Origin of the sequence: Streptomyces sp. NBC_01275 (assembly GCF_026340655.1) — a bacterium.
In the GTDB taxonomy this organism is placed as follows: domain Bacteria; phylum Actinomycetota; class Actinomycetes; order Streptomycetales; family Streptomycetaceae; genus Streptomyces.
Map to the genome: position 1 here is coordinate 1,234,664 of NZ_JAPEOZ010000001.1, position 14,114 is coordinate 1,248,777.

At 69.3% G+C, this 14,114-nt stretch carries 13 protein-coding genes; 7 read left to right on the forward strand and 6 right to left on the reverse strand.

Annotated elements, in window-relative coordinates:
• Positions 1-63: 63 nt before the first annotated feature.
• From OG562_RS05090 to OG562_RS05100, 3 genes are read right to left on the reverse strand one after another with little or no spacing between them, the layout of a single operon-like run.
• A complete protein-coding gene (locus OG562_RS05090; RefSeq protein WP_266409025.1) occupies positions 64-1,599 on the reverse strand; it encodes a long-chain fatty acid--CoA ligase in 1,536 nt (511 codons plus the stop codon).
• Between the two features lie 2 nt (positions 1,600-1,601).
• Positions 1,602-2,891 (reverse strand): 5-aminolevulinate synthase, encoded by a 1,290-nt coding sequence (gene hemA / locus OG562_RS05095; protein WP_266394112.1) that lies wholly within the window; start codon positions 2,889-2,891, stop codon positions 1,602-1,604.
• Positions 2,892-2,946: 55 nt separating this feature from the next.
• Entirely contained in the window at positions 2,947-4,530 is a 1,584-nt protein-coding gene (locus tag OG562_RS05100; RefSeq protein ID WP_266394114.1) for a class I adenylate-forming enzyme family protein, read from the reverse strand.
• Between the two features lie 457 nt (positions 4,531-4,987).
• Here OG562_RS05100 and OG562_RS05105 point away from each other — a divergent pair, with 457 nt between their 5' ends.
• The 4 genes from OG562_RS05105 (at position 4,988) to mug (ending at position 7,944) form a co-directional block, all read left to right on the forward strand.
• Positions 4,988-5,257, forward strand: coding sequence for a hypothetical protein (locus OG562_RS05105; RefSeq protein WP_266394116.1), 270 nt, complete (start codon positions 4,988-4,990; stop codon positions 5,255-5,257).
• 98 nt (positions 5,258-5,355) lie between these two features.
• Positions 5,356-5,796, forward strand: a complete 441-nt coding sequence (locus OG562_RS05110; protein WP_266394118.1) for a hypothetical protein — start codon at positions 5,356-5,358, stop codon at positions 5,794-5,796.
• A gap of 109 nt (positions 5,797-5,905) precedes the next feature.
• A complete protein-coding gene (gene purB / locus OG562_RS05115) occupies positions 5,906-7,348 on the forward strand; it encodes an adenylosuccinate lyase (RefSeq protein ID WP_266394120.1) in 1,443 nt (480 codons plus the stop codon).
• Between the two features lie 74 nt (positions 7,349-7,422).
• On the forward strand, positions 7,423-7,944 hold the full coding sequence (mug, locus tag OG562_RS05120) for a G/U mismatch-specific DNA glycosylase (RefSeq protein WP_266409033.1): 522 nt from the start codon (positions 7,423-7,425) through the stop codon (positions 7,942-7,944).
• 78 nt (positions 7,945-8,022) lie between these two features.
• Here the strand turns inward: mug and OG562_RS05125 are convergent, their stop codons facing one another.
• Both OG562_RS05125 and OG562_RS05130 read right to left on the reverse strand, forming a co-directional pair.
• Positions 8,023-8,835 (reverse strand): ABC transporter permease, encoded by an 813-nt coding sequence (locus OG562_RS05125; RefSeq protein ID WP_266394122.1) that lies wholly within the window; start codon positions 8,833-8,835, stop codon positions 8,023-8,025.
• 2 nt (positions 8,836-8,837) lie between these two features.
• Positions 8,838-9,761 carry an ABC transporter ATP-binding protein gene (locus tag OG562_RS05130; RefSeq protein ID WP_266394124.1) on the reverse strand — a complete coding sequence of 308 codons (924 nt, stop codon included), beginning with the start codon at positions 9,759-9,761 and terminating at the stop codon, positions 8,838-8,840.
• A gap of 109 nt (positions 9,762-9,870) precedes the next feature.
• On the opposite strand from OG562_RS05130, the gene OG562_RS05135 reads away from it, so the two are divergent.
• From OG562_RS05135 to OG562_RS05145, 3 genes are all read left to right on the forward strand, one after another.
• On the forward strand, positions 9,871-11,025 hold the full coding sequence (locus OG562_RS05135; protein ID WP_266394126.1) for a sensor histidine kinase: 1,155 nt from the start codon (positions 9,871-9,873) through the stop codon (positions 11,023-11,025).
• A 14-nt stretch (positions 11,026-11,039) separates the two neighbouring features.
• The gene (locus tag OG562_RS05140) at positions 11,040-11,705 is read left to right on the forward strand and encodes a response regulator transcription factor (RefSeq protein WP_266394129.1); all 666 of its coding nucleotides are present in this window, start codon (positions 11,040-11,042) and stop codon (positions 11,703-11,705) included.
• Positions 11,706-11,817: 112 nt separating this feature from the next.
• Complete coding sequence (locus tag OG562_RS05145; RefSeq protein WP_266394132.1) at positions 11,818-12,975, forward strand: ROK family transcriptional regulator; 1,158 nt, start codon at positions 11,818-11,820, stop codon at positions 12,973-12,975.
• A 216-nt stretch (positions 12,976-13,191) separates the two neighbouring features.
• Here the strand turns inward: OG562_RS05145 and OG562_RS05150 are convergent, their stop codons facing one another.
• A complete protein-coding gene (locus tag OG562_RS05150; RefSeq protein ID WP_266394135.1) occupies positions 13,192-13,953 on the reverse strand; it encodes a GntR family transcriptional regulator in 762 nt (253 codons plus the stop codon).
• Positions 13,954-14,114 lie beyond the last annotated feature (161 nt).

Consider the following 14,114-nt stretch of genomic DNA (forward strand, 5'->3'; position numbering starts at 1 on the left):
TGAGGGCCCCGTCGGATTCCGGACAGCACCTCGAAGGGTTCTGCAGGGAACTTTCGTTTGCAGCTACGAGCTGGCGGTCGGCTCGTATTTCGAGACGAGCATCCGCTTGAGAACTTTTCCGCTGGTTCCCATCGGGAGAGCGTCGGTGAACTCGACTCGACGAGGGTATTTATATGCGGCGATCCGCTGCCTGCCCCATTCGATGATCTCTTCATCCGATCCAGAGGTGACGTCCTCCGGCCGGGCAGGCACAACAATCGCCCAGACCTCCTCACCGAGCTCAAGGTGCGGAACACCGATAACCGCCACCTGTGCCACGGCCGGATGCCCGACGAGGATCTCCTCGATTTCGCGCGGATAGACGTTGTAGCCGCCACGCAGAATCAAGTCCTTCTTACGGCCCACGACCGAAAGGTAGCCGTCGCCGTCCAGCCTGCCGAGATCGCCGGTAAGGAACCAGCCGTCGATCAAAACCTCAGCGGTGATATCCGGGCGACCGAGATATCCCGCCATGACGTTCGGACCGCGCACCACGATCTCGCCCACCTCACCGACGGGCAGGAGATCGATCCTGTCGGCATTCGGCCGAGCTATACCGACAGCAATGCCAGTGATCGGCACACCGACTGTTCCGGGTCGAAAAGTCAGGCCGGGATAGTGATAGGCAACGCTGCAGGAGGTCTCGGTCATCCCGTAGCCCTCGTACACAGGACATCCGAACGCGCTTCGGACATCCTCGAGGGTCTTGACCGGAAGCGCCGATCCCCCGCTGTACACGCGGTCGAGCCGAGGAACCTGCTCTCCCTGGGCCACCGCGTCGAGCAACTTGAAATACATGGTCGGCACGCCCATGAAAACCGTGCACCCGTGTTTCGTCATCAGCGCGAGAGCCTCCCGCCCGGAGAACCTCGGCATCATGACGATGGATATACCGGCGCGGAAGCCAGTCAGCATGCCGCAAATCTGACCGAAGCCGTGCGACAGCGGCAAACACCCGAGCAATACGTCGTCACTCCGGAACGCGTACGGAGTGGTGACCATCCTCTCGACGTTGTACAGAATATTCCGGTGGGTGAGCATCACCCCTTTCGGCTCACCCGTCGTACCGGACGTGTAGAACACGACCGCGACATCGTCGGGTTCTCGCACCGCGGAATCGTCGATCGGCACTGTGTCCTGTGCCGCGTTCTCCAGGTCGACAGTGCCCGCGGGGCCCGGGCCGACGGTGAGGAGCACCGTGCCGAGCGGCGCCGCCGCCTCTCTCGCCTGGGCGAGCAAGGAGGCGGCGCACACCAGAAAACGGGCGTCGGCATCGGTCAGTACGTGATCGATCTCCGACGCGGTCGACATGACGTTCAGCGGGATCGCGACGGCGCCGGCCGCCAGCACGCCGAAGTACACAGCGGGAAACTGCGGGGTGTCGACCAGGAGCATGGCGACCCGGTCTCCTGGCCGTACCCCGTTGGCTCGCAGCACGGAGGCGTAGCGACGTGCCTGTTCCCACAGCCACCCGTAGGTGAAATGCTCGGACTCGTAGATCACGGCGGAGTGGTCGGGTCGCTGCGCCGCCGTGTCGGCCAGCACGCCGGCAACTGACATGGTCACTGCGGCGGCAGTCCGTCTTTCGCGGCGGTGAGAGCGCCGCCGCCACGGAGCCCGGACGTGATCCAGTCCCGGGCACTCGCGGTCGGGATGTTCAATTCCTTCCAGATTCCATGAAGGGCGTGGGCGAATTCCTCGACATCGTTCTGATCGTGCACGGCAGACGGAGCGATGCGCAGGATCTCCTCGCCCGCGGGCACACTGGGGGCATTGATGGACTGGGCGTAGATCCCGTGCCGCTCGAACATCAGCTGGGACGCCCGCTTGCACATATCGTCATCACCGACGAAGGCCGCAACGATATGGGAGTCCGTCGAAATGAACGGGATATCGGCCGCGATCAGAAGACTGTGCAGAAGCCGCGCATTCTCCGAGAGGAGCTTTCGCTCGACATCGGAGGACCGCAGGTACTGAACCGACGCCAGCGCACCGGCCGCGACCGCCGGCGGCAGCGAGGTGGTGAAGACGAACGAGCGCGCGTAGGTCCGCACCGCGTCCACGAGGGCCGCCGGTCCCGCAATGTAGCCGCCGACCGTTCCGTAACCCTTTGCCAAGGTACCCATCACGACCGTGAACCGATCGGCTATGCCTTCCCGCGCGGCGATGCCGGCGCCCTGCGGGCCGTACATGCCGACCGCGTGGACCTCGTCGATGAAGGTCGTGGCACCGTATTTGTCCGCAATGTCGGCAATCTCGGCGAGCGGCGCAACATTGCCCGACATGGAATAGACCGTTTCCACGACGATAAGCTTCGGGCAGTCGGCGGGAGCGGCCGCGATCAATTCTTCCAGGTGGGCGACGTCGTTATGCCTGAAGACGTGCTTCTTCGCACCGCTGTGCCGGAGACCGTCGATGATCGAGGCGTGGTTCTTCGCATCGGAAAATACGACGGTATCTTTCGGCAGCCCCGCCAGCACGGTGAGAGATCCCTCGTTGGCCGTGTATCCCGATGTGAAAAGGAGAGCGGCTTCCTTGCCGTGCAGATCCGCCAGCTCATTTTCGAGAAGGACGTGATGATGGTTGGTTCCACCGATATTCCGGGAACCTCCGGAGCCTACGCCATGGGTATCTATCGCGGCTTGCACGGCAGCGATGACCTGGCGATTCTGACCCATTCCCAGATAGTCGTTGCTGCACCAGACACTTACTTCCGAATCCACCCCATCGCGCCGCGCAGTGGCCATGGGGTAATTACCGGAAATACGGCCGATCTCCAGGAAATCGCGCTTGCTTTCAGCGAGATCGTCAGCGGTTTCCCCACTCAGGTATGATGCCAGGTGAACGTTCATTCACTCGCCTTCTCGACGTAGCGGTTGGATTGACCTGCGAACCGAAAGGTCTGCGCTAGGAATATTGCGATTTCAGGAGCACCTTGTCGGGCTTGCCGTTGCTATTCATCGGCAGAGTGCTCAAGATGTGTATCTTCTCGGGCACGTGAATCTGGGACAGCGCCTCAGCAATTCTCGCGCGGATATCTTCTACTTCGACCACCTCAGCCGGATCGCATTCGATTGCGGCGTGGATATGCTCGCTTCCATCCTCGTCTCGCACGCCGTAGACGGCGGCGTGCCGGACACCTGGGTGGGAAAGAATTTCCGCCTCGAGAACTATTGGATGAACCTTGACGCCACCGACCTTGATGACGTGGGCCACCCGACCCAAGAGAGTCAAATAGCCTCGCTCGTCGAGAGAGCCGATATCTCCGGTGAAATACCAGCCGTCACGAAGAACTCGTGCAGTCAATTCCGGATCGCCGTTATAGCCGTCCATCATCTGAGGCGAGCGGACGCGGACCTCGCCGATTTCCCCCGCCGCCAACTGCGCACCCGAATCCGAGTTGCAGACGACGACCTCCACCTCAGGGAAGGGTTGCCCGACGGTGGCCGCGAGATCCGGGTCGCCATGCTCGGGAGGTGTCAGGATCGTGATCCGACCGCTCTCACTCGTGGCATACCCCTGCGCCAGAACAGGGCCGAAAAGCCGAAAAGCCTGTGCAATTCTAGCGGGCGCCGCGGGGCTGCCGCCGTAGACAATCCGCTTCAGCGAAGACAGGCCCGCGGATTCCACAGCGTCACTGTCGCGGATTCCTCGCTCGAGCAGATGGTCGATGAGTTGGAACACGTGATTTGTCGCCATGAACGTCCACGAGACCTCCTTCTCCACGGAGACGGTGTCCACGAATTTCTCGGCATCGAAGCTCTCATGGAGATAGAGCGCTCCGCTCAAGGCGAAGACTGCGTCTGCCATCGCGGCAACGCCATGGCTCAGAGGGGTCGACACCAGGATCGACGCACAGTCGTATTCACGACCAACCTCCATCCATGCACGCATGGTGGCTTCCCACGCGCGGCCCGCCAACCGGATGCCTTTGGGCCGTCCCGTGCTGCCACTCGTGAAGCCGATGAAGGCCAGCGCATCCGGCTCCCATGACACGGCGTCCGGGGTATCGGCAAAATCGACCCGGCCGACCTCATTGCGTTCCCCATGTTGACGTCGCGTTACAGGGATCCCACTACCATCAGCGAGCTCTGTCGCGCGCTCCGAACTTTCGGCATCGGCATAGACGGTCACGGCTTCGGTCTCGCGCAAGATTTGGATCTGGTGATCCAACGGAAGGACCGTTGTCCTGGTACCAGGATTAGTGGTTCGCACATAGCACACGGCACCGCCGAGCAGATGTGTCGCGTACCGCACGGTGAGCATCTCAGGGCTGTTGGGTGCGACCAGAATCGCTACTACATCCCCCTTGCCCACTCCGCGGTTGCGCAGCGCAAGAAACGTCTCAGTCACGGACCGAATCAGGTCACTACCGGAGAAGGCTTCGCCTCGCCAATGAACGACATCTCGATCGGGCGCGGCTGCGAACAGCGAGAGGATCTCCGAGACATAACTTTGACTTGCACTCCACCAATGCTGGGGCAGGCTCATGGGACCTTCCTTTTATTTCGCCAATAGCGATGTCATCCGATTGGGCGGTTCAATCTTCGCCATGCAATTGAAGTAGGCGGTAGATCGTTCGACCGCCTACAACGGAGTGCCGGAAGGCGCCCCGATCCGGGTAGCCGTTCGGCGCACGCGCCGTACGGCCACCCGGGGCGTCGGCGTTCTCGATTTGGGGGAATGACCTGCGGTTTGGTGTGAGCGACGCCGTTGAGGCGGATGTGGAGCGGGCACAGCGGCCCTCGAGATGACGGCGTCGCCTACGACCCACATGCCGGAGGATCTCGGAAACTGTGGCGAGGCCTCACGAACGACCTGCCCCACACAGTCCGGCAACTGCGCCCCGTCCTGGTCTGTCTGGCCGGCGCCGACCGCGCCGACGCGGTTTCCGAGGCCCTGGTCGAGGCCACGAACGAGGAGGACCAGAAAGCGGTCATCGGCGCTGGTGGGCGAGGTCTCCGCACGCGCCTGGCTGGAGCGCCGATACGCCGAGGTCCGCCGGGTCTCGGGCTACGCCGCGGTCCTCGACGAGAACGCGGCAGCGTCCGACGGCCACGGCCACGGCCACGGCCGCGACTTCGAGGTCGCCTGCCGCGGCACCACACACCTATACGAGGTGAAGGCGACCAGCGAGTCCGACACGGAGCGGATGGACGCCCCGATACCTTGGTGGACCATCAAGGTTCGGCATTCACACAGGTCAAAGCATCGGTGATGCTGGTTGCCGAGCGTTGCAGCATCGTTGGCCGGTGTTAAGGACGTTGCCGCGGCCCTGGTGCGCGGGGTGGCGGCCGGGCAGGCTAGTTTGCTCGGATGAGTCTCCTTGATGATGTGGCCGAGCGCGACGGCTGGCGTTGCTGGGTATGTGACGAAGCGGTCGACCCCGACGAGTCGGTGAACGACCCGCGGGGGCCCAGCGTCGACAGCCGGACTGCCGACCGGAAGGCCAAGGTCGCCGAGCGGCTCGCGCACCGCGGATGCAACACCCGCAAGGGTGCGGTCAAGGTGCTCATCGCCTGGCCGGACCGCCTGTACGTGGTCGAACCCGCGCCGCTGATCACCGTTGCCGGGAGGCTGGAGCGCAAGGGGGGCCGCGAGGTGGTGGGCCGTTGTCCGACCAGGCGGGACGCCCAAGAGGCGGCGGATTGGCTGGTGGACCGGTTCTCCCGACTCGTACCGGGGCTGCCGGTGACCGCCGACATCGAGCCGGGCGGCGGCCAGTTCCTCATCACCCTGGCCACCCGCCGCCGCTGACCAGGGACCACCAGCGCAAACTCGCGCGACCAAGGGCCCCTGACCTGTAGGTTCCTACAGCACGTGGACGGTTCGGAACCTGTATGGACGCCCGGTAAACTCCGGACACGTGACTTCTGCGCCCGCCAAGCCCCGCATCCCGAACGTCCTCGCCGGACGCTACGCCTCCACCGAGCTCGCCACGCTCTGGTCCCCCGAACAGAAGGTGAAGCTGGAGCGTCAGCTCTGGCTCGCCGTGCTGAAGGCCCAGAAGGACCTCGGGATCGAGGTGCCGGACGCGGCGATCGCCGACTACGAACGCGTCCTCGACACCGTCGACCTGGCCTCCATCGCCGAGCGCGAGAAGGTCACGCGGCACGACGTGAAGGCGCGGATCGAGGAGTTCAACGACCTCGCCGGGCACGAGCAGGTCCACAAGGGCATGACGTCCCGCGACCTGACGGAGAACGTCGAGCAGCTCCAGATCCGGCTCTCGCTGGAGCTCGTCCGCGACCGTACGGTGGCCGTGCTGGCGCGGCTGGCCAAGCTGGCGGCCGAGTACGGCGAGCTGGTCATGGCCGGCCGCTCGCACAACGTGGCCGCGCAGGCCACCACCCTCGGCAAGCGGTTCGCCACCGCCGCCGACGAGCTGCTCGTGGCGTACGGCCGGATCGAGGAGCTGCTCGGCCGCTACCCGCTGCGCGGCATCAAGGGCCCGGTCGGCACCGCGCAGGACATGCTGGACCTGCTGGGCGGCGACGCCGCGAAGCTGGCCGAGCTGGAGGACCGGATCGCCGGTCACCTCGGCTTCTCGCAGGCGTTCACCTCCGTCGGCCAGGTCTACCCGCGGTCGCTGGACTACGAGGTCGTCACCGCGCTGGTGCAGCTGGCGGCGGCCCCCTCCTCGCTGGCGAAGACGATCCGGCTGATGGCCGGGCACGAGCTGGTGACCGAGGGCTTCAAGCCGGGCCAGGTCGGTTCCTCGGCGATGCCGCACAAGATGAACACCCGCTCCTGCGAGCGCGTCAACGGCCTGATGGTCATCCTGCGCGGCTACGCGTCGATGACCGGCGAGCTGGCGGGCGACCAGTGGAACGAGGGCGACGTGTCCTGCTCGGTGGTGCGCCGGGTCGCACTGCCGGACGCGTTCTTCGCGCTCGACGGTCTGCTGGAGACGTTCCTGACGGTGCTCGACGAGTTCGGCGCGTTCCCGGCGGTCGTCGCCCGCGAGCTGGACCGCTACCTGCCGTTCCTCGCCACCACCAAGGTGCTGATGGGCGCGGTGCGCGCGGGCGTGGGCCGGGAGGTCGCGCACGAGGCGATCAAGGAGAACGCCGTCGCCAGCGCCCTGGCCATGCGGGAGCAGGGCGCGGAGCGCAACGAGCTGCTCGACAAGCTGGCCGCCGACGAGCGCCTCCCGCTCGACCGCGCCCAGCTGGACGCGCTGATGGCCGACAAGCTGTCCTTCACGGGCGCGGCGGCCGCGCAGGTCGCCACGGTCGTCGGCCGGGTCGAGGAGATCGTGAAGCAGCGCCCGGAGGCGGCCGGCTACACCCCCGGAGCGATCCTCTGACCCGCGACACCCCTGTCACTCCCGTCACTTCCGTCAACGCCGTCACTTCCGTCACTCGCTTCACCCAGGCGGAGCTGGAGGCCGCCCGCGACCGTCTCGTACCGGACGTCGTCGCGGGCGGCCTGCGCGTGCTGTTCTGCGGCATCAACCCGGGGCTGATGACGGCGGCGACCGGCCACCACTTCGCCCGCCCGGGCAACCGCTTCTGGCCGGTGCTGCACCTGTCCGGCTTCACCCCGAGGCTGATGAAGCCCGCGGAGCAGCAGGAGCTGCTGTCGTACGGGCTGGGCATCACGAACGTGGTGGCGCGGGCGACCGCCCGGGCCGACGAGCTCGGCGCCGAGGAGTACCGCGAGGGCGGGCGGCTGCTGGCGGAGAAGGTGGCGGCGCTGAAGCCGCGCTGGCTGGCGGTGGTGGGCGTGACCGCCTACCGGGCGGCCTTCGACGACCGCAAGGCCCAAGTGGGTCCGCAGGAACGGGTCTTCGGGGACACGCGCGTGTGGGCGCTGCCGAACCCCAGCGGTCTGAACGCCCATTGGACGGCGGCGACGATGGCGGAGGAGTTCGCCCGGCTGCGGGCAGCGGCGCAGGACTGACCGTCCCCGGCTCGGACGTCGCGTAACGGACGTCCCGCGTCGGACGTTCCGCGTCGGATCCCGCGTCGGCCGTCCGACTCAGGCGTCCCTGCGCCGCACCCGCCACGCCCCGGCCGCGACCGCCGCCGCCGTCCAGAGCGCGGTCACCGCCAGCCCCGTCCACGGGCCCAGGATGCCGTCCCACCTGCTGTGCAGCACCACTTGACCGGCCCGGTCGGGCAGGAGGTCGGCGGCGTTGCCGGACAGGTCGCCGAGGACGAAGGACACGATCAGGAGGAAGGGGATGAGGATGCTGAGCGTCGCCGTCCCGCTGTGCAGGACCATCGTCAGACCGGCGGCCAGCAAGGCCATCAGCGTCAGGTAGAGCGCGCAGCCGATCGTCCCGCGCAGGCCCTCGGCGGCCGTCAGTCCGTCGGCCTTCTCTCCCAGCACCGCGCCGCCCACCGCCCACGTCACCAGGCCCGTGACCAGGCCGACGGCCAGGACGGGCAGGGCGATCGCCGTCAGCTTGGCGGCGAACCAGCGGCCCCGGTGCGGCACGGCGGCCAGCGACACGCGCAGCGCGCCGCCCTGGAACTCGGCCGAGACGGCCGTCGTGCCGAACGCGATCGCCGCGATCTGGCCGAAGCTCGCGCCGAAGAACGCGGAGAAGAGCGGGTCGAGGTCGTCGCCGTCGGCGCCGGGTCCGGCCTGGGCGGAGAAGACGGAGAAGGCGGAGAAGACGACGGTGGCGAGCAGGACCGCGCACAGGCCGCCGACCAGCGACCGCAGCGTACGGATCTTGATCCACTCGGCGTGGAGAGCGGGCGCGAATCCCGCGTATCCCCCGACTCCCGTGGTTCCCGCGACTCTCGTGGTTCCAGTGGTTCCAGTCGTTCCGGTGGTTCCCATGGTCAGTCCTCCTTGGGCCGCTGGGCCGCGAACTCGGCGTCCGCTGCGGTCAGATCGAGGTAGGCCTGCTCCAGCGTGCCTTCCTCGGCGGTCAGTTCGAGCAGGGGGACGCCGGCGTCGGACAGCAGACGGCCGACGTCGTCCACGCGCGCGTGGTGCACGATCCAGTGCCCGTCGGCGTGCTCCTCGACGTCGTGCCCGTGCCCGGCGAGGGCGCTTTTCAGGGCGAGCGGGTCGGTGGTGCGGATGCGTACGCGGGGCCGCACGCGCGCGTCGATGAAGTCCCGCATCGGGGTGTCGGCCAGCAGGCGGCCCCGGCCGAGGACGACGAGGTGGTCGGCGTAGGACGCGGTCTCGTTCATGAGGTGGCTGGAGACCAGCACGGTGCGCCCTTCCCCGGCGAGCCGGCGCAGCAACGCGCGGATCCAGACGATGCCTTCGGGGTCGAGGCCGTTGGACGGCTCGTCGAGCAGCACCACTTCGGGGTCGCCGAGCAGCGCCGCGGCGATGCCGAGTCGCTGACGCATGCCCAGGGAGTACGTCTTCACCCGGCGGCCCGCGGCCGGGGCGAGCCCGGTCTCCGCCAGGACCTCGTCGGCCCGGCGGGCCGGGATGCGGTTGCTCGCCGCCAGGGCGCGGAGGTGGTCGCGTCCGGTGCGGGAGCCGTGCGCGGCCTGCGCGTCGAGCAGGGCGCCCACGTGACGGAGCGGTTCGCGGAGGGTGCGGTAGGGGCGGCCGCCGAGGGTGGCGCTGCCCGAGGTCGGCCGGTCCAGACCCAGGACCAGGCGCAGGGTCGTGGACTTGCCGGCGCCGTTGGGGCCGAGGAAGCCGGTGACGCGGCCGGGCAGGACACGGAAGGTGAGGCGGTCCACGGCGCGCCGTGGACCGTACTCCTTGGTCAGGTCGTGGACGTCGATGCTGGTCATGGGCACGACTCTGGCGTGGGCGGGGGTGTCGGGCCTCCCCCGCACGGGGAGGGCGTCTCCCTCGCTCGGGGGAGGCCCGTTGTCAGTGGGGACTGGCACGCTTGTCCGCATGGGCCGCCTTCTGCGCCCGCTGCTGCGGGGGACGACGTACACACGACTGCTGCACCTGTGGGTGCCGATGCTGGTCGTGAGCGTCTGGATGTTCATCGACCCGTCGCGTCCGTGGGTGCCGGCGCTGCTGCTCGTCCCGGTCGGTCTGATCCCCGCGGTGCGCATGGGCGAGGGAGTGCAGGCGCGGCTGCTGCTTCTGCCGGGCGATCCCGATCCGGGATTCTCCGTGACGGCGTCGGCGACCTGGCAGGACCGGCTGCGGACCGTGCTGTGGCTGGAGGCGCGCATGGCACTCGGCGCGGTGGCCCTGTTCGCGTGCGTCTGGCTTCCCGGCCTCGCCTACGAGTTGACCGTGCTCGCGAGCGGACACGCCTCCCACGGGATACCGCTCCTCGACCAGGCGTCACCCCACCGGTGGTTCGCCCTGCTGATCGCTCTCCCCCTGCTCGCTCTGTACGCCGCCGTCGTCGGCCTGGGCGAGCTGGTCACCGTCGTCGCGCGCGGGCTGCTCGGCCCGTCCGCCGCCGAGCGGCTCGCCGCCCTGGAGGAGCGCACCGAGCGGCTGCTGGAGCGCAACCGCATCGCCCGCGAGCTGCACGACTCCATCGGGCACGCGCTGACGGTGGCGGTGGTGCAGGCGGGCGCGGCGCGGGCGGCGGGCGACCCGGACTTCACCGACCGGGCGCTGGCGGCCATCGAGGAGACCGGCCGCTCGGCCCTGGCGGACCTGGAGCGGGTGCTGGGCGTGCTGCGGGAGTCGGGTCGGCCGGCGAGCGGACGGCCGACGCTGGCCGAGGCCGACCGGCTGCTGGAGTCGGCGCGCGCGTCCGGGGCGAAGGTCGACGCGGAGGTGACGGGCCCGCTGGAGAGCGTCCCGGCCCCGGTGTCCCGGGAGGGCTACCGCATCCTCCAGGAGGCGCTGACCAATGTGCTGCGGCACGCGGGCGCCGTACCGGTCCGGGTCCGCGTGGGCGTCGCCGACGACCTGCTGTGCCTGGAGGTGCGCAATCCCCTGACGGCCCGGATACCCGGGCCCGGACGGGGCAGCGGGCTGCGCGGCATCCGCGAACGGGCGGCGCTGCTGGGCGGCCGGGCCTCGACCGGGCCGGACGAGGGCGACTGGCAGGTCCGCGCCGAGCTGCCGCTGCGCTGATCTACGCTGAGCGGATGCCCGTCACCGTTCTGCTCGTCGACGACGAACCCCTGGTCCGCGCGGGTCTGCGGGCCGTGTTGGAGGCGCAGCCCGACATCGAGGTGGTCGGGGAGGCCGCGGACGGGGCGGCGGTGATCCCGCTGGTGCGCCGGCTGCGGCCCGACGTGGTCGCCATGGACGTACGGATGCCGTTGATGGACGGGATCGAGGCGACGCGCGCGGTGCTGCGGACCGTGGCCGAGCCGCCGAAGATCATCGTGGTGACTACGTTCGAGAACGACGAGTACGTGTACGAGGCGCTGCGCGCGGGGGCGGACGGGTTCCTGCTGAAGCGGGCCCGGCCCGCCGAGATCGTGCACGCGGTACGGCTGGTCGCCGCGGGCGAGTCGCTGCTGTTCCCGGCGTCGGTGCGACGGCTCGCCGCCGAGTACGGCGACGGCGACGGCGGGAACCGCGCCGCCCGGGACACGATGGAGCAGGCCCGGCTGACCGAGCGGGAGGCCGAGGTGCTGCGCCTGATGACCCGTGGACTGTCCAACGCGGAGATCGCGGGCCTGCTCGTCGTCGGGACGGAGACGGTCAAGTCGCACGTCAGCGCGGTGCTGGCGAAGCTCGGGGCGCGGGACCGGACACAGGCGGTGATCACGGCGTACGAGTCGGGGTTCGTGGCGCCGGGCTGAGCGGCCCGGTCGGGCGCCGGCACCGCACACCGGTACACAATCGTCACTCGCCGGGGTCCGCCGTGCCGAGTACGATCCGCCCAACACGCGCACGAGCTGGGAGGACGAGACGTTGGGTCGGCTGACCGGTGGGGATCCCTCGCTGCTGCGCAGGATCAACTCCGCGGTGGTGCTGCACGCGCTGCGCGCCGCGGACTGCGCGACGCTCACGGAGATCACCCGGGTGACGGGGCTGTCCCGGCCGACCGTCGAGGGGGTCGTCGAGGATCTCATCGGGGCCGGGCTCGTCGTGGAGACGGCGGCCGAGGAGGGCGCCGCCCGCCGTCAGGGGCGGCCCGCGCGGCGGTTCCGCTTCCGTGCGGAGGCCGGGCATCTGCTGGGCCTGGAGATCGGCCCGCACCGGGTGGCCGCGCTCCTGGCCGACCTGGACGGTCGGGTGCTGGGCGCGCAGGCCAAGGACGTCGACGAGACGGCCCCGGCGGACGAGCGGCTGGAGCGGTTGCGTACCGCGGTCGCCGAGCTGCTGCGCCGGGCGGGCGTTCCGCGCAGCTCCCTGCGGGCCGTGGGAGTCGCCACGCCCGGGATCGTCGAGGCGGACGGCACCGTGCGGCTGGGCACCGCGCTGCCCGAGTGGACGGGGCTGCGGCTGGGCGAACGGCTGAGCCGCTCCTTCAAGTGCCCGGTGCTGGTGGAGAACGACGCCAACGCGGCGGCCGTCGCCGAACACTGGAAGGGCTCGGCCACCGAGTCCGACGACGTCGTGTTCGTGCTGGCCGGGCTGAGTCCGGGTGCCGGTTCGCTGATCGGCGGGCGGCTGCACCGGGGGTACGGCGGTGCGGCCGGGGAGATCGGGGCGCTGCATCTGCTGGGCCGTGGGGTGACCCCGGAGACGCTGCTGTCCACCACGGACGAGCCGCTGCATCCGCTGGACGAGCCGGCGGTGGCCAAGGTGTTCACCCAGGCCCGCGAGGGCGACCAACAGGCGCGGGCGGCCGTGGACCGGTTCATCCAGCGGCTCGTCCACGACGTGGCCGCGCTGGTGCTGGCGCTGGATCCCGAGCTGGTCGTGGTCGGCGGCTGGGCGGCCGGTCTCGACGGCGTGCTGGAGCCGCTGCGGCGCGAGCTGGCGCGGTACTGTCTGCGGCCGCCGAAGGTGGCGCTGTCACTGCTGGGCGAGGCCGCCGTGGCGACGGGCGCGCTGCGGCTGGCCCTGGACCACGTCGAGGAGCAGTTGTTCGCGGTCGACGGCACGGTGACGGCACGACGCTGACGGTGCGTCGCTGTCAGGTGCGGGGTGCCGGGTGCGGCTCGGTCGGCGCAGCTCGGTCGGCTCGGCTCGGTCGGCTCGGCTCGGTCGGCTCGGCTCGGTCGGCTCGGCTCGGTCGGCGGCCGGGCCGGCCGAGGGCAGAACGTTCAGGGAACTGCCGCTCGGCCGGAGTGCGGACGGCTCGGGAAGCCCGTCGCTCAGAGGGGTGCCCCGGCTCCCTCAGGAAGCCTGGCGTTCCGGACCGTCGTGTATCTCCACGCCGCCCGACGCGCCGAACGTCAGTCGACACGTGTCAGCCCGGTACGTGGCGACGGAGAGCGCCGCGGTGCGGCCCTCGGCGAAGAAGCGGGTCGTGACGACGAGGACGGGCGCGCCGGGCAGCCGGTCGAGTTCCTTGGCGTCGTCCGCGCGGGCCGAGCCCAGCTCCACGGCGCGGTCCTGGCCCTCCAGCTCCAGACGCTGCAGTTCGCGCAGCACCGCACGCGCGCGTGCCGGTCCCGAGGGGGTGTCGATCGCGGTCAGGGCGGGCACCGACGCCTGGGGGACGTAGAGCAGTTCGGCGGCGACCGGCCGGCCCTGGGAGACGCGTGAGCGGCGCACGATGTGGACGGCCTGCTCGCGCGGGGTCTGCAGGGCCGTGGCGACGGCCGCGGGCGGGGCCGCGACCGCGGAGTCGACGGCCTGCCAGGCGTCGTCGCCCGTGCCCGGCCAGATCTGGTGCTCGGTGCCGATGGCGACGCCCACGCGGGGCGGCGCGACGGTCGTGCCGACACCGCGCCGGCGCTGCAGCCGGCCTTCCAGCTCGAGCTGCTCCAGGGCCTGCCGGAGCGTCGCGCGGGCGACGCCGAAGCGGGCGGCCAAGTCACGTTCGTTGGGCAGGATCTCACCCACCGTGAACTCCGAGTCGAGCGCCTCACTGAGCACGGTCTTGAGATGCCAGTACTTCGGTTCCGGTACCGATTCCAGCTGCGTGGTCCCCACCCTGTCCTCCGCAATCGCCGTGGTCCGGCGGCGTTTTCGCGCCCTTGTTTATTAAAGGTTGTTGCACTTATCTGCGACCATAGGGCGGCCCGCACCCTTGGTCAAGACCAATCCTCGACCCCTTGGAGCGCGGACCGGCGCTCGGAAAGAAAGCGTTCACT

Coding starts and splice junctions, on each gene's coding strand:
- OG562_RS05125 (WP_266394122.1), bottom strand. CDS start 8,835: ATGGGAACCACCGGAACGACTGGAACCACTGGAACCACGAGAGTCGCG.
- OG562_RS05100 (WP_266394114.1), bottom strand. CDS start 4,530: ATGAGCCTGCCCCAGCATTGGTGGAGTGCAAGTCAAAGTTATGTCTCG.
- hemA (WP_266394112.1), bottom strand. CDS start 2,891: ATGAACGTTCACCTGGCATCATACCTGAGTGGGGAAACCGCTGACGAT.
- OG562_RS05140 (WP_266394129.1), top strand. CDS start 11,040: ATGCCCGTCACCGTTCTGCTCGTCGACGACGAACCCCTGGTCCGCGCG.
- OG562_RS05135 (WP_266394126.1), top strand. CDS start 9,871: ATGGGCCGCCTTCTGCGCCCGCTGCTGCGGGGGACGACGTACACACGA.
- OG562_RS05110 (WP_266394118.1), top strand. CDS start 5,356: ATGAGTCTCCTTGATGATGTGGCCGAGCGCGACGGCTGGCGTTGCTGG.
- OG562_RS05130 (WP_266394124.1), bottom strand. CDS start 9,761: ATGACCAGCATCGACGTCCACGACCTGACCAAGGAGTACGGTCCACGG.
- OG562_RS05090 (WP_266409025.1), bottom strand. CDS start 1,599: ATGTCAGTTGCCGGCGTGCTGGCCGACACGGCGGCGCAGCGACCCGAC.